We start from the raw sequence: 21,900 nt of genomic DNA, 5'->3' as shown, positions 1-21,900 counted from the left end.
TCCTCATCCCTTGTGCTGAATTAGATTTTCATATGTGTTAATGTTTGCTTTTCAAATTTATATATTTCGGTGTTTTCCAAATCAATATGATGATGAGAAATATAGATTAACTTTATCCCGTATTTCTCCAAGTTTTTTAGTATTTCTTCCCGACTCACTTCATCAATATTAGATAGACCTTCATCTAAAATGATTATTTGTGGTTGTTTTAATACAGCTCTAGCAATGGCAATTCTTTGTCTTTGACCAGAAGATAAATTCTCGCCATTAGAAATAATTGGATAATTAAATCCATTAGGGAATGATAAAATTAAATCTAATAAACCAAAGTCTTTACATACCTTATATAATCGTACTTTTCGAACCGTTTTATCCAAAGAAAGATTCTCTAAGATACTTCCATTTATCAAACTTTCATTACTTGATATATAAATTATTTTTTTCCTGATTTCTAAAATACTAATATTCTTAATGTTTGTTGTATTTATTAATAACTTGCCTTTGTAAGAATCGTTAAATTTATTGAAACACTGAACCATAGAAGATTTTCCTACACCACTATCCCCTTGGATTAGTATATTATTTTGCGAGAAATTTATTTTTAAATTAATATTCTCCAATAATATGGTTTCATTTTGATATAAGCTAAAATCAATTAATTCAATATTTTTAATCTCATCTATGATCTCTGTAGGTTCCTCCGTATCTGATTCAATTTGAGTCGTCTCGAATATACTTTTTATCCTATGGTAAGAAACAAGAACTTTTTCCCACTCATTTTGCGATAGTGCAATACTTTGAATACTGGTTAAATAAAAAGAACATAGCGCCGCAAAAATAGAAAGTTCACCCAATGACATATTTTTTTGAAAAACTAAAACTATACCAAAAGTTATAACCAGAATATTCACAAAAATACCGATGAGTTGATTAATAAAACTATTGTTAATAACGAGATTGTTGAGTTTATAAGTTATATTTAAGAAGCTATTTAATTGTTTTCTAATTTTTTCAAAAAACAAGTTTTCAATTGAAAGTGCTTTAATACTATTCATTGATTCTACGCTATCTATTACCACCGAATTAAATGCAGAATACTCTTGCATAGAATCATAATTACTCTCATAAATTAACAAATAATACCTTCGTATTACAAAAATAATTAAGAAACTACAGCCCACAATAAACAAACTCATTTGATAATTAAGCACAAATAATACAACTAAACTAAACAAACAAACTGTGACATTAATAATTATGCCTACAAATAGTTCAATAACTATATTTATTAGAGATACAATATCATCTATTCTAGAAAGTAAATCCCCAGATTTTCTATAATGGAAGTTATCAGGTTTCATTCTAAAAATATGGTTAAAATAATTTGATATTATATCTTTTTCTAAGCGTAATGCATTAGTAATAGTAGTTTTATTTTTTATTTTATTGAGTGCATTTTGTATAAATCCAATGAAAAGAAAAACCAGTGCGAGGACGGTTATAGTATTAATAAAAGTCGCTTTGCTAATCGAATCTTGGTATATGTCTATCATCATCCCCATATAAAAAGTTCCAATAATACCCAGTATGCTTGCGATAATTGACTGAATAAGTATAAATAAAATATTTTTCCGATATTTTTTTATAAATGGTGAAATTGTAAATACGCTATTAGCTGGGGGAGACCAGTTACTTATTATGTTTTCTTTTTCTGCTAAAATTATTAAATAAGATATCTTTTTTAAAAATTCTTTTGTTTCTTTTGTTTCAATCCTAGTTCTTGCAGGATCAGATATAGTTATGTTTTTACTGTTCATTTCATAAATTATTACAAAATGGTCTATGAGCTCTCCTGTTTCGATTAAAGCTATTGCAGGAAATAAATCTTTTTTGACTTTACCAGTTAATCCTTCATTTTTTTCTTTAAATTCTTGGATACTGGGTTGGGCACCTATTTTCTCAAAAAAATTATAAATAACCCTTAAATCAATACTTTTTTCGTTGAAATTTAAAACATTTTTTAAGTACGATTTTTCAACAGGACAATTCAAATAATACAACATACTTTCCACACATGCGATACCGCAATCAAATTCTCCATTTTGCATTATATGTTTTCTTTTCTTTCTACTCATAATTCACCTGCCCAAGGTTTAATCTTCCACAGACTCTAGCATCTTGAGTATTATGGAATATGAAGAATCTTGGAATAATTCTTCAAGAAAATGGTTTTCTTGTAGAAAATCAAAATATTTTTTAGATTGAGTGTAATTCCCTGTTTCAAACAATAACATGCTCAAGATATAGTCGATATGATAACCTTGAGTATTGATCAAACTCGTTTCATCTACTTCATGGTTTCTTCTGTACTCAATTACTTCAGTTAGAAGAGTATTAATTTCAATTTTCAACTTTGAGAACCTTTCCATAAAAGCTAAAAACTTTCCGTCCAGAGAATTTGGGATTAACTCATCTAAAATGCGAATAATTAAATTGGATTTTTCAAATTCACATTCTCTTAAATATAACCTCCCCAAAATAGTTAGTAGTGACAAAGTAAATTTATGATCTTGCAAATTATTCACACAAATTCTTACATTTTTATCTAGTAATAAAAAACGCAAACATGTTTTTTCAATATATTCATTATCTAAAATAGCAAAACCATCCCTCACAAACATATATGCCCATCTAGGGTTATCAGGTTCTAATTCAACCATGCCCTCCAACAACTCAATGTTCCGGGTCTTTTTATCTTTATTACTTTGAACTTTAGCTAAATAACCATCATGTAAATAATCTACTTTAATCGGTATTAGCAAAGTTGAATTAGGCATATCCTTTATTCTAGGTTCTTCATGACATGTTCCAAAAAATTTAATACCACTATCTTTTCTAAAAAATTTCCCTGTTCTAAAATGTATCGTATTATTTGCTTCATTTATCATTGGGCATAACACTATAGAATCTTTTAGTTTATGGTTGTTGAAAATATTTAATGTAGGTAATAAATTCAAGATACTTGCCTCATCTAAATATTCATCTGCATCAATAAATACTAGCCATTCTGAAGAAGCCTTTTCAATTGCATAATTTCTAATCTCTGAAAAATCATTTCTCCATTCTTTGGAAAAAACTTTGATTTTATCATTGGCGTATTCCTCAATAATACTAATCGTATTGTCGGTTGAACCAGTGTCAATAATTATAATTTCTTTCGCTATTTTCTCTATACTATCTATACAGCGTTTGATACAACGCTCTTCATTTTTCACCATAATACATATTGATATAGGTTCTTTTTCAATAACTAAATTATGTTTAATATATTCTTTTATACATTCAAGCGTCGTATTTAATTGGAAAAATTCTTCTGCATAATCATTAGTTGATAAATATTGCTTCTCTAAAACATTTTTTAATATTTCTGTTCTCTTTTTCACAATTAAAATTTCATCAAAGTAACCAAATGTTTTCAAGCATGACCTTGTATACATTTCTAAAAAATTTATATCAAACCATTTATCATCTAACCTCTTGTTAGTTCCATCCATCAATTACATCTCCTTTCAATATCTACAGTTGTACTAAGTTTATATAGGAGGTAGTACTTTTTTTATTTTTTTATTTTTTTATTTTTTTTATTAACAGTATTTTCTATATAATGCGCAAGTCTTTTTCCCATCAGAGCTTGAACTAAAATCAACTAGATTATATACACAACTAACTACCATTGATCTACACCAAGCTTTTGACATTTTCCCACCTAATTGTTCATCTAACGTTGTAACATCAATTTCATTAAGTAACCCCATAGAATCTTTTTTCTTTTTAGTTAGTAACATTTTATCCAATCCTTTCGTCACTACCTCCTATATAAACTTAGTACAAATTTCTTTCCGTCCACCTCAATCTGTTTACCTTACATCTTAAACAATTTCTTTCTGTATTTTGTAGGACATAAGCCAGTATTTTTCCTAAAAACATTTGAAAAATACTGTAAATTTTTAAAACCAAGTATTTCTGATATTTCGGAAATATTTTTCTCATTATCATTTATTAATTCTTTGGCTTTACTTATTTTCAAAGTTGTAAAATATGTGATAATACTTTTACCAGTTTCTTGTTTAAAAAGAATACACAAACGACTTTTACTTAAAAAACAGAGTTCACTAAGTTTGTCTAAATTAACATTTGCACACACATTATTTTCTAAATATTCAATTGTTTTTCTTATCACATCTGAATATGAAGAAGTGTATTTACTCTTTAGAACTTTTGATGTAATAATTGATAACATACTCTTTTGAGTATCTTCTTCTAAACATAAATCTTTTGAAAATAGTAAGTTAACTAAAATAACCAACTCTTCATTCAATTTAAACTTACTTGTGTTTTCACACTCATTCTTCAGAACACCTAAACTACAAATTATAATCCTTAATTCTTTATCTGAATGATTTTCTAATATTATTTGGGTAAAATTATTAAAAAAAGCGCATTCATTTTGTTCTAATCTAGTATTTTTCTCTAATTTTTTTATTCCAAGTTGATTGCCATCGAAAAACACCAATATACAATCTTTTGAGTCAATTAAACATTTCCCGTTCTTTTTAAGTTCTATTTTTCTCATATTCAGTACTTCAAAATTACTTTCTGTCTGTGTCAATTTTTATGCACCTTCATCCCCCACATATATTAAACCAGAGAACCGCTCGATAAAAAAGGTTTTTATCTAATTTGAAAACAAATTTATAAAAACAAAAAAAATATTATAACATTTCTTCGCAAAATAAAAAGTCATTTTTCAATTGATATAATAAATAAGAATTCATGAAAAACACCTTCGTTATATTCACATCAAATGAAACTAGCGAAGGCATTTTTTACTTTCCTATTTTTTTATATTCTAGAAAAATAACAATAGCAAATTCGCTTACAACTAAATCAACTTCATTCTTTTTCTAGCTTAGATTCTAACATTTGGCCAGCTTCTTTATTGTATGCTTTATAATCAAACTTTTTAAAATCATCGTATCCAAGCATCACTTTTTCCATTCCTTCCATCAGCTCTTCTGTTGTGTTTTCTACCAGCAAACCATACCCGTCTTTTAAAAGGCTGTAGCATCCTGGAATATTAGTAGAAATAATCTTTTTTTGTAAAACTAGGCATTCAAGTAGTACCATTGGCTGCCCTTCATGAATAGAAGATAATACAAAAGCATCACACGCATCTATAATGGGGAACGGATTTTCTAATTGACCTAAAAGATGCACTTTGTCCTCTAACCCTAAATCCAAAACATATTTTTTTAATTCTTCTTCCAGTTCGCCAAGCCCAATGATGAAAAGCTGTGTATCCGATTGTTTTTTCTGTAGTTGATAAAATGCTTTGATTAATCCTTTATGGTTTTTTTCTGGCGACAATCTTCCCATTGTTACAAAGTTAAATGTATCTGGTGAAACTTCAATGTCGCTTTCCTCTTTAGCAGAACGGAGAATGTATTCATAATCAATTAAATTGTGAATATACGTCATTTTACTAGTGTCTTGGATAATATGTTTTAAATGCTCTTTATTCACTTCCCCAGTTTGTTTAGAGACGGAAACAATTACGTCAAAATAATTATATAGTGGGAAAATAATATTTAAATCAGCTCGATGTTTGTACTCTTTTCCCAGTTTTTTGCTATATTCTTGCATCATTTCATTATGTTGGTAAATTATTTTTTGTGGACTATTAGAAGAAGCAAGTAGCAACGTCCAATATTTAAAATAACCATCAAAATCAATAGCGATGTCAATAGAAGTATCACCTAACACACGATGAAGTTCTCGTTTATAAATCGTTTTAATCTCTTCTGTTAAAAATTTGACGGGCCGGTTTTTCATTAAATGCTCCAGTGGGTGACAGTGAAAATCTAAAAACGCTTCTTCTTCATTAGGTGCAATGTTAATGTCCCCGGGAATTTGGACTTTAATCACGTGATTTGGTATTTTATTAAAATTCAGAGTTTCATAATAATCGAGTTTTTCTTTTTCAATCACTACGATTTGATATTTTTCTTTGTCTAGGTTACGCATCAAATTAAGCGCTGAAGAAGTAATACCATTATTTTTAAATCCTCCACAGTACATGACAATTAACTTCTTCGTTTTTTTCACTGCAGCTGCTTCCTTTGTTTCAAAAAGACGACCATTTTCTAATAACAAAACTTGTCCTTGTATAAGTGTTTTAAAGTTTTCAGGTAAGTTTTCAAAAGCGTCTTTTTTTACAATGTAATCTGCATGAAGTAGTAATCGTTTGAAATTGGCGTTCCAATCAGGTTTGTTGATAATTTGAATGTAGGTTTGTCCCGCTTTTTTGATGAAGAATGTAGGCAATTCTATAGTTGAAATGATATATTCAGCTTTTCCTAGCCAGATGATATTCTCTTCTGAATCAAGAGCATCGATAAAATAATGCTTCTTTTCTTTTAAAAATGGATTGTTACTCAAGATTTTTTCAATAATTTTCGTTTCCTTTTCGGTTATAAACACTACTTTGTCTTTTACAATCTCCTCTTCAAACCAACTTTTTAAATACAATCTTTTCAAATTCATCCCGATTCCGCCTCCTTGACCATATGATTTCACATTTTATAAAAAACCTATAAATTTTATATATTTTTACCTTTTTAAAAATGAAATAAACCATAATAATGCTAGTTTGATGATTTGTAAACTTTTTTAATACAAAAAAATTAGGCTACTCATTTCTGCTAAAATTCTAGAAACAAGTAACCTAATCCAATTCATTTTATTCGATTTTCATTTGTTATCTTAGTGAGAATTTAAAAATGATGGAAACTCTCAACTGGCATTACAAACACTGTCGCGCCGCCAACTTGTACTTCGATTGGGTAAGGCACATACGTATCTACCGTCACACCTAAGGAAGCGGATGGTGTCATCATTTGTTCGCGTGCTTTACAGTTTTCCTTGATTATCGCTAGTGCATCATCTACACGTTCATCTTCTGTTCCGATAATAAATGTGGTGTTTCCTGCTTTTAAAAATCCACCCGTAGTAGCTAATTTTGTCGCACCGAAATTGCCTTTTGTTAGTGCGTCAGACAAACGGTTGCTATCTTGATCTTGGACTATTGCAAATATGAGTTTCAAAGAAATCAACCCTTCCTAAAAATCTATCTTTTTTCTATTATAGCAAATAAACCGCATTTTAAAGAGCGATATGCACTTATGGATTGGTACTTAAGTCACATGGAATGTTAAGTTAGTTGCTTTAAAATATCTGCTAAAATAATAGTAGTAATCTCTTCTGGCGTCTTCGTTGCATCCACTCGCATGAAACGATCTGGAAACATTTGGATAATTTTCTCATAACCATTTTGTACTTTTTCGTGGTAAGTAATGTCCTCTTTGTCTAAGCGATTAACTTCGCGGCCTTTGTTAGCAGCAATTCTAGCTAAGCCGACTTCTGCGGGTACATCAAGATAATAGGTCCGGTCAGGGATTGTATCTTCAATCGCATATAAATTCACTTGTAAAACTTGTTCCATATTCATGTCACGTCCGGCTCCTTGGTACGCAAGAGAGCTATCCATAAAGCGGTCACAAAGTACTGTTTTCCCTGCTGCTAAAGCTGGGCGAATTGTTTCAACAACATGCTGACGGCGTGCGCCTGCAATAAGCAGTACTTCTGTTTTTGGATCCATTTCTTCATTGCCAATTCCGAGGACGATATTTCTTACTTTTTCTGAAATCGGGCTGCCACCTGGTTCACGGGTTTTAATGAAATCAATGCCCGCTTCTTCCATTTTTTGGTTTAACAGGGTGCCGACAGTTGTTTTTCCAGAACCATCTGGACCTTCAAGTGTAATAAAAATTGCTTTCATTTCGTAATTTCCTTTCCCTTTCGCGTCGCTTTCTGTTTGATTATAGCATAAATTAGCGGAATATACGGATGTAATTCTCGGCTAGTTTTTCGCCGCCTTGGTAGTGCCGCGAGCGAATACTTTTTAGTTCGCGGATATGTTTTTCTGTGATACTTTCTCCGCGGATAATAGCTGGGATTCCCGGCGGATAAAGCGAGATTGTTTCAGCCGAAACGCGTGTCGTAGCTTCATCTAATGACACAAATTCGGTCGCGCGGGCGTGCATTTCTTCGTAAGTTAACGCAAGACCTGACGCAAAAGGCGCTGACATTTCATATGGTTGTTTCGCGATTTCTTTTTTCGACGGAGAATGAATCCGACTAATCGGTGTGAAATCAATCCCTTTTTTAATTAATGGTAAAATCAGTAACACTTGTGACTCGTCGGCAAGCTCTGGGAAATAAGAACTTTCTTCAAAAATCGCTTGCAATTCGTAGCCCGTGTAGCCTGTTTTACGGACGATGATTTTAAGCGGATCATCCGGCAAAATGACTTCAAATTTATTTTTTGTTAGCCATTTAATCCATCTGGCGCGCATTTTCCAAAAAGCTTCAACGTCTGCCGCTGTGTAAGTTGCCGCATATTTCCGCGCCGCATCCAGTGACGCCATGATTAAATAAGATGGGCTACTCGTTTGAAATACTTGCAGATAATAAGCTAGTTTTTCAAAAACCGGTAAATCATTCACGACATGTAAATAGGATCCCATCGTTAGCGCCGGTAGCGTCTTATGCGCCGACTGAACAACTACATCCGCACCAAGCTCCACTGCACTTTTTGGAAACTCAGAGCTCGTTAAAAAATGTGCCCCGTGCGCCTCATCGACAAACACAACCGCGCCATATTGATGCGCAATTCGAATACATTTTTCTAAATTAAAAGTCGTTCCATAATAGCTCGGATAAGTGAAAATACATAGTTTTATATCTGGGTGATTATGTAAGGTTTCTTCCAGAAGTTCGGTTGTCACGCCACTCGCGACGCCGACTTCTTTATTGGTTGCCGGAGTTAAGAAAATCGGTTTTCCACCGGCGAGTTCGATGCCATGCAAGATTGATTTATGTGCATCTCTTGGCACTAAAACTTTCTCCCCGCGCTTTAACGTCGCCATAATAACCGCCAAGCTTCCTCCGCTTGTCCCATTGACTAGAAAATAGCTTTTTTTACTTCCATAGCATTCAGAAAGTAACTCCTCTGCTTCCAAAATCACGTCTTCTGGGTGATGTAAGTCGTCCATCCCGGTGATTTCTGTTACATCCCATTTTAATAAATTTTGCCATACAGCTGGATAAATGGCTCCACTTTTGTGTCCTGGAACATGGAGTGATATTGGGCAGGATTTAGCATGAGCATCTAACCGTTCCACTAAAGGCATTTTAGATTGATCTCGCATAACAATTCCCCTTTTCAAATTCTCTTCTTCATTGTACCATTTTGCTGGATTTATGACACATTCTTGCAGTTTTAAAGCGTTTTCATTTTATAAGTTGTATAATAAAGACAGCAACCACGTTTTGACTTTCTAGTAAAGGGAAATTGAGGTAAGAGGACAATTTTAAAGGAGGTTTTTTGTCAGATGAAGAAGATTCTTAACGGTACAGATCAAGTAGTAGAACAGATGGTGGAAGGTTTAGTTAAATCGCACGCAGATGTTGTTCACCGTGTCGAAGGAACTCGCGTCATTGCAAGAAATGATAAACGTCCAGGAAAAGTCGGGCTAGTAAGCGGCGGAGGTTCTGGTCACGAGCCGGCTCATGCTGGTTATGTGGGTCGCGGAATGCTCTCTGCGGCTGTATGTGGCGATGTTTTCACTTCCCCAACCCCAGACCAAATTTATGAAGGTATTAAAGCCGCAGATCAAGGCGCTGGTGTGCTTTTAATCGTAAAAAATTATACCGGTGATGTAATGAATTTTGAAATGGCGGCAGATTTAGCGGATGCCGATGATATTAAAGTAGAACAAATTGTAGTAGATGATGATATTGCTGTTGAAGACAGTACTTTTACAACTGGACGTCGTGGTGTTGCTGGGACGGTTCTAGTGCATAAAATTATCGGGGCAGCCGCAGAAGCAGGCGCATCCCTTGAAGAACTAAAAGCACTCGGCGAAAAAGTTATTGCTTCTGTTAAAACGCTTGGGGTTGCTCTTTCTCCGTGTACAGTTCCCGAGGTTGGACATCCTGGTTTTGAGCTTGGCGACGACGAAATTGAGCTTGGCATTGGTATCCACGGTGAACCTGGCTTTACGCGTGAAAAAATTATGCCATCCGCAAGACTTGCTAAACAACTTTATGAACGCATTAGTAGTGAAAGCAAACTCCTAGCTGGTGATAAAGTGGTTGTCCTTGTAAACGGTATGGGCGCAACACCACTAATGGAACAATATGTTTTCGCAAATGATGTCCATGAACTTCTAAAAAATGCCGGTGTTCAAGTTGAAAAAACACTCGTTGGCGATTATATGACTTCACTTGAAATGGCCGGATTATCCCTTACCATTTTGAAATTAGAAGATGAAAAATGGGTCGATATGTTGAAACTTCCAGTAGACACAATTGCTTGGTAAAAAGATTTGGAGGAATGAATAATGACTTATGATAAAGATTGGGCGTTACGCTGGTTAAATGATTTCGGTGAACGCGTACAAGAAAATAAACAATTATTAAGTGATCTCGACCAAGCGATTGGCGACGGAGACCACGGAATCAATATGGCTCGCGGACTAAGCGAACTCAAAAAAGCTTTTACCGAAAAAGAGCCAGCAGATTTAAAAGATGTATTTAAAACCGCTGGGATGACAATGGTTAGCAAGGTCGGCGGCGCATCTGGACCACTTTATGGAACAGCCTTTTTAAACATGAGTAAAGCGGTCGATTCAGAAACAATTGACTCAGAAGGCTTAACCAAAGTGATTGAAGCAGGACTTGAAGGGATCGAAAAACGCGGTAAATCCCATGCTGGCGAGAAAACAATGATTGATGTTTGGGAACCAGTTGTGAATGCCCTTCATCAGGAAGATTTAACAGATGATGTTGTTGAAGCAGCTTTACAAAAAACAAAAGATTTAAAAGCAACAAAAGGACGTGCCAGCTATCTAGGTGAACGGTCTATCGGGCATCTCGATCCCGGCGCCTACTCTTCTGCTCTCCTATTCCACGCAATGCTTCAAACGGAGGTGAGCTGAATTATGGCTAAACCTTATGGTGTTGTCATTATTTCTCACTCCAAAGATGTTGCAAAAGGTGTCCATGATATCATTAAAGAAATCGCACCTGACGTATCTATTACGCATGCTGGTGGAACAGAAGATGGTCGCATTGGCACAAGTTTCGACACAGTAAACGAAGCGATTGAAAGCAATGAAGCCGACAAAGTCTACACTTTTTATGACCTTGGAAGCGCCAAAATGAACATTGAAACAGTAGAAGAAATTAGTGAAAAAGAAATTATTCTTTTTAATGCCCCCATTTTAGAGGGAGCTTATGCTACTGCTGCTCAAATTCAAATGGACGAAAAACCGGAAGTAATCGCAGCAAATCTTAAAACAATCGAAATTAAATAACTGAAAAAATCCCTTTAGATGCTTTTTTGTCTAGAGGGACTTTTTTATTTAATGGTATAATTACTTAAAATAAATTCCCATTCTAAAAAGTTAGGATTTGAAACGATGAATATTTTAATTAAAATACGCGAACTAACTAATTTAACTAATAGTGAAAAAGAACTTGCCAATTACATTGTGGCAAATCCGAAAAAAACGCTTCAATTCAAGCCAAAAGAGCTAGCTCAAGCTGCTTTCGTCTCTGCTGCAACAATCTATCGCTTAATCAATAAGCTAGGGCTGAACGGCATTGGCGAACTAAAAATCGAAATCGCCTCTAGCCTTCGCGAAACAAACGAAGAAAAAGAAATAAACTATGATTATCCTATTTTAGAATCAGATACGCCTTATCAAATAATGACCAATCTGAACCAAATCTACAAAGGAACGATTGACGAAACATTAAACAACGCCGATCCGGAAGAACTTGTAAAGATTGGCGAAAAATTAATTAAGGCAAAAACAATTGATGTTTACTCCGCTTCCGCTAATTTATTTTTCGCGCAAAACTTCAAATTTCAAATGCAAGAAATCGGTGTTTTAGTCAATGTCCCTGAGGAAGATTATATTCAAAGTTTGTCCGCCGCAAATAGTGACAAAGATCATATTGCTATCGTTGTTTCCTACGGCGGACGAAGCCGAACCCTTCAAAGAGTAGTCAAAATCCTCTCCGAAAACGATGTTGATATAATCTTAATTACTTCCATGCAAGCAAACCCTTTAGTCGAATTTGCCACTCATAAAATCTATATGGCCTCCGCCGAAAATCATTACAACAAAGTCTCTTCCTTCTCAACACGGCAGTCATTACTAAGTATTTTCGACACGCTTTATTCTGTTTATTTTAATCACGATTATGAAAAAAACATTCAATATAAAACAACCAATTATCAAAAAATGAACAGCGAATTGGAATGATTTTTCAAAAAAAGCACCTATTTCCTATCAAAATGAAAAAAAGCTCTCAATATGCGACGCTCCTGCCTTTTTCTTGTTTTCTAATGATACAATAAAGAAAAAAGGAGCTAAACTACATGACAACTCAAGCAATTATTTTAGATATTGATGGCACTTTATTAAACGACGACAAAAAAATTTCACCCGAAACAAAAAAAGCACTCATCACCGCGCAACAAAATAGCGTGAAACTTATCCTCGCATCCGGCAGACCAACAACTGGGATGCACGCATATGCTGAACAATTAGAAATGGATAAACACCACGGTTTGCTCGTTTCATACAACGGCGCTAAAGTAGTTGATTGCGCGACAAATGAAGAATTATTCAACCAAGCGCTTACGGTTGCAGAAGGAAAAGCCGTTTTGGAACATATGAAACAGTTTGAAGTAAAAGTAATGATTGATAAAGAGGATTATATGTATACAAATGATGTGTACGACTGCTACGTCCCTTACCGCGGCGAAGTAATAAATATAATTCAGTATGAATCCCGTGGCGGAAATTTTAAACTCTGTGAGAAAGATGATTTAGCCGCATTTTTAGATTACCGTCTCAGTAAAATACTAACGGCAGGCGATCCAGCTTATATGCAAGAAAATTATCAAGCAATGATGGCGCCTTTCAAAAATACACTTAATTGTGTCTTCACAGCTGATTTCTACTTTGAATTCACAGCTCAAGGCATCGATAAAGCCAAAGCACTCGATACGGTTTTAACACCAATGGGAATACACGCTGAAAATATCATTGCTTTTGGAGATGGCCACAACGACATCACCATGGTCGAATACGCCGGAACAGGAATTGCTATGAGTAACGCCGTCCCCGAATTAAAAGCAGCTGCCAACTTCATCACCTTATCCAACAATGAAGACGGAATTGCGCACGTATTAAATAGTTTAATTACGAATTAAAAAGGCTGAGTTTCAGCCTTTTTTTATTATCTATAAAAAATCCTCCAAATCCACCCCTTCACTCTACAGAAATTATCCATTTTCTGGTATGCTTAAGTTAGTAAACTAAAGCAGGAGGTTAATTAAATGACACTTTCTTTCTCGGATACATACAGACTGAACAACGGAATCGAAATGCCTAGACATGGTTTTGGGGTCTACAAACTAACGGACGAACAGCGTATGCGTACTGCACTAGAAACTGCGGTAGATGTCGGTTATCGCTTGTTTGATACGGCTTCATTTTACCATAATGAAAAAGAACTCGGTGACTTTTTTGCGTCAAGTGGCTTAAAACGGGACGAGTTTTTTGTAACGACAAAAATGTGGAATACGGAGCAAGGTTACGATGAAACGCTCCGTGCTTTTGAAAAATCTCAGAAAAAACTACAATTAGACCAAGTTGATTTATATTTAGTCCACTGGCCGAAACAAGATACTTTTTTCGAAACTTGGCGAGCTGTGGAAAAATTATATGACGAAGGGCTTGTTCGCGCGATTGGCGTGAGTAATTTTGAAGCGCACCATTTAGACCGGCTTCGTACAAGTGCCAACGTTCTTCCAGTAGTCGATCAACTGGAAACACATCCACACTTTCCAAATCAGCTGTTACATCGTTATTTAGAGGAATTGCATATCGTTCATCAAGCTTGGAGCCCGCTTGGCCGAGGTGGCGTTTTACAAGAGCAAATTCTGATTGATTTAGCGAAAAAACATGGTAAATCTCCTGCCCAAATTGTTCTTCGTTGGCATTTGCAAAATAATATTTCAATCATTCCAAAATCAGAAACGCCTTCAAGAATAAGAGAAAACGCAGATATTTATGATTTTGAATTAACAGAAGCAGATATGCGCCAAGTCGAGCGTTTAAATAATGGTGAGCGTGTTAGCCATGCGCCAGATGTAATGTATGTCCGTTCTGAAATTTAATAAAAAAAATCTACTATTCCAATATGGTCTAGTAGATTTTTTCTTTATTTCTTTAATTGACGTGCACGAGCTTCTTTAAAGAGGTAAAAATAGCGAGCTTCCGCCTTTTTCTCCTCATATTCTAAATTAGGATCGTACTCAAAACTTTTTCGCATTAAAACTTTCTGCTTATGCCACTTTTCTTGCGTGACTTCAATCAATTCCATCAGATAAGCATCATAGGATTTGTGTAGTTTTCCGATTTTCTTGTTTTTCTTCCGACCGAACTTATTACTTCTGGACTCCATTTTATCACCTCTGTTTATACTTCTCTTCGTCCTTCCATGGCTTTAGAAAGCGTGACTTCATCCGCATATTCTAAATCTCCACCTACTGGCAGACCATGAGCTATTCTTGTTACTTTTATGCCTGAAGGTCTTAACAACCGCGAAATATACATCGCAGTGGCTTCCCCTTCAACATTGGGGTTGGTTGCTAAAATAACTTCTTCAATGGTGTCATCTTGCAAACGTTTAAGCAAATCAGGAATATTAATATCTTCTGGGCCAATTCCGTCCATTGGCGAAATTGTACCGTGAAGCACGTGATATAGCCCGTGAAAATCGCGCATTTTTTCCATTGCGATAACATCTTTAGATTCTTGCACCACGCAAAGAACACTGCGATCGCGGGATGTGTCCGAGCAAATATAGCACGGATCTTTATCTGTAATGTGACCACAAACAGAGCAAAAGCTTAAATTCCTCTTTGCATCCACAAGTGCTTTTGCAAAGTCTAATACATCGTCTTCTTTCATATCTAGCACGTAAAAAGCCAGTCTTGCTGCCGATTTGGGTCCGATTCCCGGTAATTTCATAAAACTGTCCATTAATTTCGTTATCGGCTCAGGATAATGCATATCTCGTCTTCCTCTCACCTTCAAAATACACAATGTTTCACGTGGAACATTTTATTGAAAAATAGTTGAGACTCTTGTAATTAAGCCAAGAGTCTCAAACCAAACAATATTACATTCCAGGGAGATTTAATCCTTGTGTGAATTTGCCCATTGTTTGTGAAGTTGTATCTTCAATTTGTTTTAATACATCATTTGTTGCTGCAAGTACTAAATCTTGTAGCATTTCGATGTCTTCTGGATCAACTACTTCTTCGTTTATAACAACATCAGTAATGACGCGTTTACCAGTAGCTTTTACTGTAACCATTCCGCCACCAGCTGTTCCAGTGAACTCTTGAGCTTCTAAATCAGCTTGAGCTTTCGCCATTTCCTTTTGCATTTTTTGCATTTGTTTCATCATACCTTGCATATTTCCCATTCCACGCATGAATAATCTCCTCTTTCTTCTATTGTTTTTTAATCTTTAATTTCAAGCAAATCTTCACCAACGAGTTTTGCGGCTTCTGCAACAAAAGGATCTTCCGCCGGTTTTCTAGCTTCTGGATTTGTACCTTCCTCCGCATCACCGTCGCTACCATGACTATGAAGGAAATTTTCTCTTACTTCAGCCCATTGATCTTCTGGGATTCCAATAAAAGTATAATTTACTTGTGTAAGTCGTGCAATACTCGACGTAATCGTTTCAACAAAGTTCGGATTATCCATCGCCATTTGACAGTGAATCTCATGCTTAAATTTTAACACAAAAGTATCCTGAGATGCAGCTACAGGTTCTGCATCATTTAAAAGTGCTGCCTGGGATGCCATCAACATGGATAAAAGCTCGCCCCAACAACCACGGATTAACTGTAAATTCTCTTTCTTAGCCTCACCTAATACATGGTTAATTTTACCAATAGGTGCTTTAAATTGCTTGCCGTTGTTTATGGCTTTTTTAGATCCACCACGATTTTGTGCTGGTTTTTCAGCTTGGGTGGCAACTGCTCCACTAGCAATTTGTTTTTTTAATGTTTGAAGTTCTTGCTGCATTTGCTCCATTTGGCGTTTTAAGTCCCCAAAGTCACTTCCAGAAGCTGCATCCACTGATACATTTCCGCCACTTACCGCTGATTGCCCAGCCTGCGTTAACTGAACAAGCGCCACTTCTACATAAATTCCCGGATGATTCGAGAACCGCATTTGTTGCTGAGCTGTATTTAAAATTTTAACAAACTCATAGACTTTTAGTGAATCAGCTCGTTTTGCCAAAGCAACAAAATCATCATCTATCAAAGCCCGTTCTAACGTTTCTTCAAGGTTTGGCGCTTTTTGATACAGCAGCACATCTCTAAAGAATACGAGTAAGTCTTCCACTAAACGAACTGGGTCTTTTCCTTCTGCAAGTAAGGCTGTTAAAGTCGAAATCGCTTCTGCTGCATCGCCGTCAAACGCTGCACTTACTAGTTTTGTAAGGAGATTTTGAGCAACCGAACCCGTTATTTCTAGCGCGTCTTCCACGGTAACTTCTTCTGATCCGTAAGAAATAACTTGATCGAGCAAGCTAAGCGCATCACGCATCCCGCCTTCAGCCGCACGCGCAACAATCATCAACGCTTTTTCGTCATAAGGGATTTTTTCTTCTTCCAAAATAAATTTCAAACGACCAATAATATCTTGTGTCGTGATTCGTTTAAAATCAAACCGTTGTACCCGCGAAATAATCGTTAGCGGTAACTTATGCGGTTCTGTTGTTGCCAAAATAAAAATGACATGTTTCGGCGGTTCTTCCAGCGTTTTTAGTAGCGCATTAAACGCTCCCGTCGACAACATATGCACTTCATCGATAATATATACTTTATATTTCGCCACAGTTGGCGCATATTTTACTTTTTCCCGGATATCTCGAATTTCTTCAACCCCGTTATTACTGGCAGCATCGATTTCAAGAACATCTGGTATAGAACCGTCCGTCGTACCTTTACAAATCTCACATTCATTGCAAGGCTCCCCGTCATGGCCGTGTTCACAGTTGATCGCCTTCGCAAAAATCTTCGCCGCACTAGTCTTCCCCGTCCCCCGAGGTCCAGAAAATAAATAAGCATGCGAAGTTTTATTTTGCACAATGGCATTTTTAAGCGTTTTCGTCACATGTTCCTGTCCAACAACATCCTGAAACGACTGCGGCCGAAAAACCCGATACAAAGCCTGATACGCCATCTGCCACTCTCCTTCACCTAAAACCATTTTAGTAGTTTTATTATAACGTATTGTTGAAGAAGTTTCAAAACGTTGTTTGTTTTGATTTACTTCTTCAATATAAATCTGAGCGCAGCGATGATTTAATCCTTAATAGAACTTTCAAAACGTCCTGAGTCGGGCTAGCTTCAAAAACCACCACCACCAAAAACTAAAAAACAAAACCCCTCAAAAAAAGAACCAGACCCCCGAAAAAGCCCGATTCCAAACCCTTACTGTTCACTTTTAGCAGCCAATTTCTCCTGCTTTTTCTTACTCTCATTAATAACCGAAAGCTCAATTGATTTCAGCAAATTTTTCACACGTTTTTTCCGGAAGAAGCCAAACATAAAACCAACAATAATATTATTCATTTTATTCATTGTTTTTTCCGTTTCAATTAATTCGTTATAAGTCACTTCGCAAGTTGTCTCGCTTGTTGACTTTATCGTATAAGTCGTCGTATGCGTGTTTACTCGACTGCTTGTTTCAAATTGATATAACTCATTAGGAGTTACTTTCAAAATTTTTGTAGTAGCAAGTGCGCCGTTAGACATTGTTCGTTGGTATTTATATCCTTCTAGCTTGCGCATCTGAAGCGTTTTACCAGTGGCATTTTTCACATCATAAATGGCTGAGCTAACTAGTGTATCAAAGCATTCTTTTTGAGAAATATATAATTTCTGTGTGACATTCACTTTTCAATCGACTCCTTCTAATTCTTTTCTTTCTTATCTTTACGGATTTTTAGCACGATGAATACACAGCCAATTAAAACAACCGCAAGTCCTGTAACTAGAAGAGGTACACTAGCCATCCCATCTTTTCCATAAGAAGGACTAAACATAATAATAATAAGACCTATACTAATAATAAATAGTGCATTAACAATTTTCATTTTCAACCCACACTAACTTGGAAATAGAGTACAGAGCCTATTTCAGTTGCTTTTATTGTTTCTTTGGCGATTTTTGCTGCTTTTTCTTCGTCTTCAATATTTGTTTCAAAAGTAAGTTTCATACCTTGTTCAGCAATTTTTTTAAAAGTTACACCGTCTTTATCGTATGTTTCAAGTAATTCAGTAATATAATCACGTTTCATTGGACAATTAAGAATAATCATTTAAAAAAACCTCCTTTTCTATAGTTTAACGTTATCTTTCGCTTCTTGCAATGAATAAAAATGGCGCAGGATTTCCTACATGATATACTGGCTAGGCACAATTAGCTGCACCTAGCCAGAAACTTATTATTTTCTAAGCTTTCATCTCTTCTTCCGGTACACCAACGCGATTTGCGGTAATAACAAATGGTACCCAAATCAAGAACGCGACGACCATATTTATGAGTGAAATTACTGGTGCCATCCAATCTCCCCCGGTTGCTAAGAAGGAATTCAGAAGTGGCGGCATTACCCAAACTACTGCAATTTTAACTGGGCCGACAATGCCAAGTGTTGTTGCAAAGTAAGCGATTGTTACCATTACCATTGGTGCGATAATGAAAGGTATTAAGTAAATTGTATTTAATACGATCGGTAAACCAAACATGATTGGTTCGTTAATATTAAATATACCTGGTGCAAGAGACAATTTCGCAACTGTTCGTGCATCCGCTCGTTTCGAGAACATTAGTAAAGCGATAATTAGTACAAGTGTACCGCCTGATCCACCCATCCATACGTACGCATCGAAAGAACCACGTACCCATTCGAATGGTAATTTAGCGCCTTCTTGTGCTGCACTAATGTTTTGTAGTTGTGCTGTACCCCAAAGTGACTCTAGAACCGGAGCAAGTACGTTTGGACCATGAATCCCGAAGAACCATAGTAGTTGTACTAAGAAAGTAACTAGTAAAACAGCTCCGTACCCTTGCGAAAGTGATAATAACGGTTCTTGAATTGTTTTGGAAATCCAAGTAATAACGTCCATATTAGTGATTTTGAAGAATGCCCAGTCAATAATACCAACAACATAAAGTGCAACTAACGCAGGAATGATTGCCGCGAAAGCTTTACTTACAGCCGGTGGAACAGAATCTGGCATTTTGATAATAATATTTCTGCGCATTAATTTCGCATAAATAATAGTTGATATAAAACCGAAAATCATTGCAGTAAACAATCCGGTACCATTTACTTGACTAAGATTAAAGAACCCGTAAATCCCAGCAAATTCTTTTGGTAAAGTATTGACATCAAAATTAGCATTAGAAGCCGCAATAGCAGCTTTTACTGCGTCTAAGCTTACAGTAACAGTTAAGTTCATAACAAAAGCAGCAAGAGACACTAGCCCCCCAGCTAATCGATCTACTTCATACGCTTTTGATAAATTGTAACCTAGTGAAAATGCAAAAATAATTGAAACAATTGCTAACGTCCCATTGTATACATATCCATTAATCCCGATAAGTGGTTGCATTGCTTCCACAAATCCTGTCCATCCCCAGTCAGTTGGAAAATCCCTAAAAAACGCATTTAAAAGTACTGCAATTGACCCAGCCATTGTAATTGGCATTGTAGAAATAAAAGCATCACGTAGCGCCACTAAATGTTTTTGCGAACCAATTTTAGCAGCTACTGGTACAAAATATTTCTCTAAAAATGCTGTCAAACCATTCATATTTTATCCTCCCATTAACCTTTTTTATTTACTGCTCATCTCTTTAAACAAAATATAATTTCTATGTATCTTCCCCTTTAGGTTTATCAACTATATCTGTTTACGTTGTTTTAGCAATCTCTACTGCTAAAACAAACCAGATGGAATCTTTGCAGGACCTCGTGAAATTTTGGGAGTCCTCCTCTCCGCTTCATGATAAGGCTTACATTTAGATTCACTTTAATCTATTGCAATTTCCGTGCCAAGTATCTAAGAGTAAGAAAATATACGATTATCGCTTGTAATCGTTATCATTTATACCGATGAAGCACTATTACACACATACCTAAAAAACTGTGTAAGTAAGCGCTAACATTACACAGTTTCACTTAATTCATAGATTCTTCTTTCTGTGTTATAATGAGCATAAGCTAAGTAATACCAACAATTCGAGGTGATAAATATGGCAGTAAAACGTGATATGCCGGAAGAGTCGAAAAATAGCAAAGTTGTGAAAAAAGAGCATTTTTCGATTGTATTTCCAGATGATATAAAAGAACCAAAAACTGTGGAAGAACAAAAGAAAAAGCCAGCCGAACGTGAAACAGACGACGATTAATCCACTTCAAACAAAAAAGAGCCCCCGCTACCGGGGCTCTTTTTTTAGTTAATAGAAAAGATGACCATTTCTTTATCCTCATCAATTCGAACTTTTACATTCATACCAAGTTTGTCTTTAAACAAGCTTGTAATATCTAAGTAATCATCATAACTACCAATGTCACTTTTTTCGTAACCTTGTAAAATGGTAGGTTTAATCCGGACGATATAATCATCGTTTGAGGTTTCTTCAGGATTATAAGAATAGATTTTCTTGCCATTTTTATCAAAAAAGTCATATGTTGCATAAGATTCATTGTTTGTGATATACACATCTTTTTGTGTAACGTAAGCATTATCGGCCACGCTGTAGTCAATCAAACCTGAGTAATATTTATTTGTCGAAGGTTCATTTATTTCATATTGTTTATACGCTAGACGGAATAAATAATCGATATTGTAATAACTATTTACACGGAAGTAGAGGTGCTTGTCTTTAGATTTTTTATCTACCCCGATATCGGTTGCACTAATTGGAAAAACCTCATATAACTTGCCGTCTATTTCGTAAGCAACGTCGTATTTATCGAATACTTCTTGGCGCTGAAAAAAGCCAAACATAATTGCTAAGATTACAAGGATTCCTATTAAAACTGCAATGATTAAAGCGGGCAGCCATTTCTTTTTAGATTTTAGTTGTTGCATTATTTTCATCCTTTGTCATGAATTGCTTTACTAAATTATATTGTACCAGTTTATGGAGGATTATACATTACTTTTATAAGTTTAGTAGCTGTTTTGTAGAAAAAAGACTATTTCGCGATAAGCAAAATAGTCCTTAATATATTTAAAATTAGTGTCGCGCACCTCACATCGACATGCAATCACCTGCGTTACCTTGATAGTTAGCTCGGGCCAGGCAACCTCGCGGCACATGAGAAGCACTGATTAATGCTGCTTCCTTCCGGACCTGACATGGTTCACAGGTTCCCATTGCGCAAGACCCAACCTTCAACACCACTTGTCAAGGGCAGACCAAACAATTACGATGCCTCAAATGAGGAATTCAACCCCGCTAGAGCGGATTGCGGGTTACAGGGCGCCGCTACCTCCCCGTCTAGCACGACAAATTTGCTACCAATAATTAAGTGCCAAATAAAAAGATATTTAGCGCAAACTCTGAAAAGAGCTCAATTACTAGTGTACCTT

24 protein-coding genes and 1 other RNA gene are annotated in these 21,900 nt (G+C 35.6%); 7 read left to right on the top strand and 18 right to left on the bottom strand.

The features are described from left to right. Positions 1-20: 20 nt before the first annotated feature. The 8 genes from AC4PG0_RS11995 to AC4PG0_RS11960 form a co-directional block, all read right to left on the bottom strand. Positions 21-2,135 (bottom strand): peptidase domain-containing ABC transporter, encoded by a 2,115-nt coding sequence (locus AC4PG0_RS11995; RefSeq protein ID WP_492167577.1) that lies wholly within the window; start codon positions 2,133-2,135, stop codon positions 21-23. A gap of 18 nt (positions 2,136-2,153) precedes the next feature. After that, positions 2,154-3,554 (bottom strand): glycosyltransferase, encoded by a 1,401-nt coding sequence (locus tag AC4PG0_RS11990; protein WP_045552786.1) that lies wholly within the window; start codon positions 3,552-3,554, stop codon positions 2,154-2,156. A gap of 90 nt (positions 3,555-3,644) precedes the next feature. Beyond that, complete coding sequence (locus AC4PG0_RS11985; protein ID WP_041176876.1) at positions 3,645-3,866, bottom strand: hypothetical protein; 222 nt, start codon at positions 3,864-3,866, stop codon at positions 3,645-3,647. Positions 3,867-3,922: 56 nt separating this feature from the next. Beyond that, a complete protein-coding gene (locus AC4PG0_RS11980; RefSeq protein WP_052690308.1) occupies positions 3,923-4,669 on the bottom strand; it encodes a helix-turn-helix domain-containing protein in 747 nt (248 codons plus the stop codon). Between the two features lie 284 nt (positions 4,670-4,953). Further along, on the bottom strand, positions 4,954-6,603 hold the full coding sequence (locus AC4PG0_RS11975; RefSeq protein WP_045552785.1) for a glycosyltransferase: 1,650 nt from the start codon (positions 6,601-6,603) through the stop codon (positions 4,954-4,956). Positions 6,604-6,833: 230 nt separating this feature from the next. Then, positions 6,834-7,163 (bottom strand): cyclic di-AMP receptor DarA, encoded by a 330-nt coding sequence (gene darA, locus AC4PG0_RS11970; protein WP_003739897.1) that lies wholly within the window; start codon positions 7,161-7,163, stop codon positions 6,834-6,836. Between the two features lie 107 nt (positions 7,164-7,270). Continuing rightward, the gene (gene tmk, locus AC4PG0_RS11965; protein WP_003772867.1) at positions 7,271-7,897 is read right to left on the bottom strand and encodes a dTMP kinase; all 627 of its coding nucleotides are present in this window, start codon (positions 7,895-7,897) and stop codon (positions 7,271-7,273) included. Between the two features lie 52 nt (positions 7,898-7,949). Then, on the bottom strand, positions 7,950-9,329 hold the full coding sequence (locus AC4PG0_RS11960) for an aminotransferase class I/II-fold pyridoxal phosphate-dependent enzyme (RefSeq protein WP_045552784.1): 1,380 nt from the start codon (positions 9,327-9,329) through the stop codon (positions 7,950-7,952). Positions 9,330-9,512: 183 nt separating this feature from the next. Between AC4PG0_RS11960 and dhaK1 the strand changes: the two genes are divergently transcribed. The 6 genes from dhaK1 to AC4PG0_RS11930 all read left to right on the top strand — a co-directional run bounded on the left by dhaK1 (position 9,513) and on the right by AC4PG0_RS11930 (position 14,380). Beyond that, complete coding sequence (dhaK1, locus tag AC4PG0_RS11955) at positions 9,513-10,502, top strand: dihydroxyacetone kinase subunit DhaK1 (RefSeq protein WP_003772865.1); 990 nt, start codon at positions 9,513-9,515, stop codon at positions 10,500-10,502. Positions 10,503-10,523: 21 nt separating this feature from the next. Then, positions 10,524-11,120, top strand: coding sequence for a dihydroxyacetone kinase ADP-binding subunit DhaL1 (dhaL1, locus tag AC4PG0_RS11950; protein WP_003772864.1), 597 nt, complete (start codon positions 10,524-10,526; stop codon positions 11,118-11,120). Between the two features lie 3 nt (positions 11,121-11,123). After that, complete coding sequence (gene dhaM1 / locus AC4PG0_RS11945; protein WP_003772863.1) at positions 11,124-11,498, top strand: dihydroxyacetone kinase phosphoryl donor subunit DhaM1; 375 nt, start codon at positions 11,124-11,126, stop codon at positions 11,496-11,498. A 105-nt stretch (positions 11,499-11,603) separates the two neighbouring features. After that, entirely contained in the window at positions 11,604-12,455 is an 852-nt protein-coding gene (locus AC4PG0_RS11940; protein ID WP_045553809.1) for a MurR/RpiR family transcriptional regulator, read from the top strand. Between the two features lie 116 nt (positions 12,456-12,571). Continuing rightward, positions 12,572-13,411, top strand: a complete 840-nt coding sequence (locus tag AC4PG0_RS11935) for a Cof-type HAD-IIB family hydrolase (protein WP_492167576.1) — start codon at positions 12,572-12,574, stop codon at positions 13,409-13,411. Positions 13,412-13,537: 126 nt separating this feature from the next. Continuing rightward, positions 13,538-14,380 (top strand): aldo/keto reductase, encoded by an 843-nt coding sequence (locus AC4PG0_RS11930; RefSeq protein ID WP_003764284.1) that lies wholly within the window; start codon positions 13,538-13,540, stop codon positions 14,378-14,380. 44 nt (positions 14,381-14,424) lie between these two features. On the opposite strand, the gene AC4PG0_RS11925 is transcribed toward AC4PG0_RS11930, so the two are convergent. From AC4PG0_RS11925 to AC4PG0_RS11890, 8 genes are all read right to left on the bottom strand, one after another. Next, a complete protein-coding gene (locus AC4PG0_RS11925) occupies positions 14,425-14,667 on the bottom strand; it encodes a YaaL family protein (RefSeq protein WP_003764285.1) in 243 nt (80 codons plus the stop codon). A 14-nt stretch (positions 14,668-14,681) separates the two neighbouring features. Next, the gene (gene recR, locus AC4PG0_RS11920) at positions 14,682-15,278 is read right to left on the bottom strand and encodes a recombination mediator RecR (protein ID WP_003764287.1); all 597 of its coding nucleotides are present in this window, start codon (positions 15,276-15,278) and stop codon (positions 14,682-14,684) included. 109 nt (positions 15,279-15,387) lie between these two features. Continuing rightward, on the bottom strand, positions 15,388-15,705 hold the full coding sequence (locus AC4PG0_RS11915) for a YbaB/EbfC family nucleoid-associated protein (RefSeq protein ID WP_003772859.1): 318 nt from the start codon (positions 15,703-15,705) through the stop codon (positions 15,388-15,390). 29 nt (positions 15,706-15,734) lie between these two features. After that, positions 15,735-17,474 carry a DNA polymerase III subunit gamma/tau gene (dnaX, locus tag AC4PG0_RS11910; RefSeq protein WP_492167575.1) on the bottom strand — a complete coding sequence of 580 codons (1,740 nt, stop codon included), beginning with the start codon at positions 17,472-17,474 and terminating at the stop codon, positions 15,735-15,737. 251 nt (positions 17,475-17,725) lie between these two features. Next, positions 17,726-18,190 carry a DUF3284 domain-containing protein gene (locus AC4PG0_RS11905; protein ID WP_003739909.1) on the bottom strand — a complete coding sequence of 155 codons (465 nt, stop codon included), beginning with the start codon at positions 18,188-18,190 and terminating at the stop codon, positions 17,726-17,728. Between the two features lie 17 nt (positions 18,191-18,207). After that, positions 18,208-18,390: a DUF3188 domain-containing protein gene (locus AC4PG0_RS11900; RefSeq protein WP_003728589.1), complete on the bottom strand. Its 183-nt coding sequence runs from the start codon at positions 18,388-18,390 to the stop codon at positions 18,208-18,210. 2 nt (positions 18,391-18,392) lie between these two features. Beyond that, positions 18,393-18,614 carry a hypothetical protein gene (locus AC4PG0_RS11895; protein ID WP_003721028.1) on the bottom strand — a complete coding sequence of 74 codons (222 nt, stop codon included), beginning with the start codon at positions 18,612-18,614 and terminating at the stop codon, positions 18,393-18,395. A 133-nt stretch (positions 18,615-18,747) separates the two neighbouring features. Then, on the bottom strand, positions 18,748-20,112 hold the full coding sequence (locus tag AC4PG0_RS11890; protein ID WP_010991410.1) for a PTS sugar transporter subunit IIC: 1,365 nt from the start codon (positions 20,110-20,112) through the stop codon (positions 18,748-18,750). Between the two features lie 442 nt (positions 20,113-20,554). Between AC4PG0_RS11890 and AC4PG0_RS11885 the strand changes: the two genes are divergently transcribed. Next, a complete protein-coding gene (locus AC4PG0_RS11885; RefSeq protein ID WP_003772855.1) occupies positions 20,555-20,710 on the top strand; it encodes a hypothetical protein in 156 nt (51 codons plus the stop codon). A gap of 44 nt (positions 20,711-20,754) precedes the next feature. On the opposite strand, the gene AC4PG0_RS11880 is transcribed toward AC4PG0_RS11885, so the two are convergent. Together AC4PG0_RS11880 and ffs are read right to left on the bottom strand one after the other, a co-directional pair. Continuing rightward, complete coding sequence (locus AC4PG0_RS11880) at positions 20,755-21,396, bottom strand: hypothetical protein (RefSeq protein ID WP_010991411.1); 642 nt, start codon at positions 21,394-21,396, stop codon at positions 20,755-20,757. A 154-nt stretch (positions 21,397-21,550) separates the two neighbouring features. Continuing rightward, an RNA gene (gene ffs, locus AC4PG0_RS11875) (signal recognition particle sRNA large type) lies at positions 21,551-21,817 on the bottom strand. Positions 21,818-21,900 lie beyond the last annotated feature (83 nt).

Source organism: Listeria sp. MAN/IMW/UF464 (assembly GCF_058683955.1).
Note: the sequence above shows the minus strand (reverse complement) of the source record. Positions and strands in the feature narration are given on the sequence as shown.

Coding starts and splice junctions, on each gene's coding strand:
- AC4PG0_RS11995 (WP_492167577.1), bottom strand. CDS start 2,135: ATGAGTAGAAAGAAAAGAAAACATATAATGCAAAATGGAGAATTTGAT.
- AC4PG0_RS11990 (WP_045552786.1), bottom strand. CDS start 3,554: ATGGATGGAACTAACAAGAGGTTAGATGATAAATGGTTTGATATAAAT.
- AC4PG0_RS11975 (WP_045552785.1), bottom strand. CDS start 6,603: ATGAATTTGAAAAGATTGTATTTAAAAAGTTGGTTTGAAGAGGAGATT.
- tmk (WP_003772867.1), bottom strand. CDS start 7,897: ATGAAAGCAATTTTTATTACACTTGAAGGTCCAGATGGTTCTGGAAAA.
- AC4PG0_RS11960 (WP_045552784.1), bottom strand. CDS start 9,329: ATGCGAGATCAATCTAAAATGCCTTTAGTGGAACGGTTAGATGCTCAT.
- dhaK1 (WP_003772865.1), top strand. CDS start 9,513: ATGAAGAAGATTCTTAACGGTACAGATCAAGTAGTAGAACAGATGGTG.
- dhaL1 (WP_003772864.1), top strand. CDS start 10,524: ATGACTTATGATAAAGATTGGGCGTTACGCTGGTTAAATGATTTCGGT.
- dhaM1 (WP_003772863.1), top strand. CDS start 11,124: ATGGCTAAACCTTATGGTGTTGTCATTATTTCTCACTCCAAAGATGTT.
- AC4PG0_RS11940 (WP_045553809.1), top strand. CDS start 11,604: ATGAATATTTTAATTAAAATACGCGAACTAACTAATTTAACTAATAGT.
- AC4PG0_RS11935 (WP_492167576.1), top strand. CDS start 12,572: ATGACAACTCAAGCAATTATTTTAGATATTGATGGCACTTTATTAAAC.
- AC4PG0_RS11930 (WP_003764284.1), top strand. CDS start 13,538: ATGACACTTTCTTTCTCGGATACATACAGACTGAACAACGGAATCGAA.
- AC4PG0_RS11925 (WP_003764285.1), bottom strand. CDS start 14,667: ATGGAGTCCAGAAGTAATAAGTTCGGTCGGAAGAAAAACAAGAAAATC.
- recR (WP_003764287.1), bottom strand. CDS start 15,278: ATGCATTATCCTGAGCCGATAACGAAATTAATGGACAGTTTTATGAAA.
- AC4PG0_RS11915 (WP_003772859.1), bottom strand. CDS start 15,705: ATGCGTGGAATGGGAAATATGCAAGGTATGATGAAACAAATGCAAAAA.
- dnaX (WP_492167575.1), bottom strand. CDS start 17,474: ATGGCGTATCAGGCTTTGTATCGGGTTTTTCGGCCGCAGTCGTTTCAG.
- AC4PG0_RS11900 (WP_003728589.1), bottom strand. CDS start 18,390: ATGAAAATTGTTAATGCACTATTTATTATTAGTATAGGTCTTATTATT.
- AC4PG0_RS11895 (WP_003721028.1), bottom strand. CDS start 18,614: ATGATTATTCTTAATTGTCCAATGAAACGTGATTATATTACTGAATTA.
- AC4PG0_RS11890 (WP_010991410.1), bottom strand. CDS start 20,112: ATGAATGGTTTGACAGCATTTTTAGAGAAATATTTTGTACCAGTAGCT.
- AC4PG0_RS11885 (WP_003772855.1), top strand. CDS start 20,555: ATGGCAGTAAAACGTGATATGCCGGAAGAGTCGAAAAATAGCAAAGTT.
- AC4PG0_RS11880 (WP_010991411.1), bottom strand. CDS start 21,396: ATGCAACAACTAAAATCTAAAAAGAAATGGCTGCCCGCTTTAATCATT.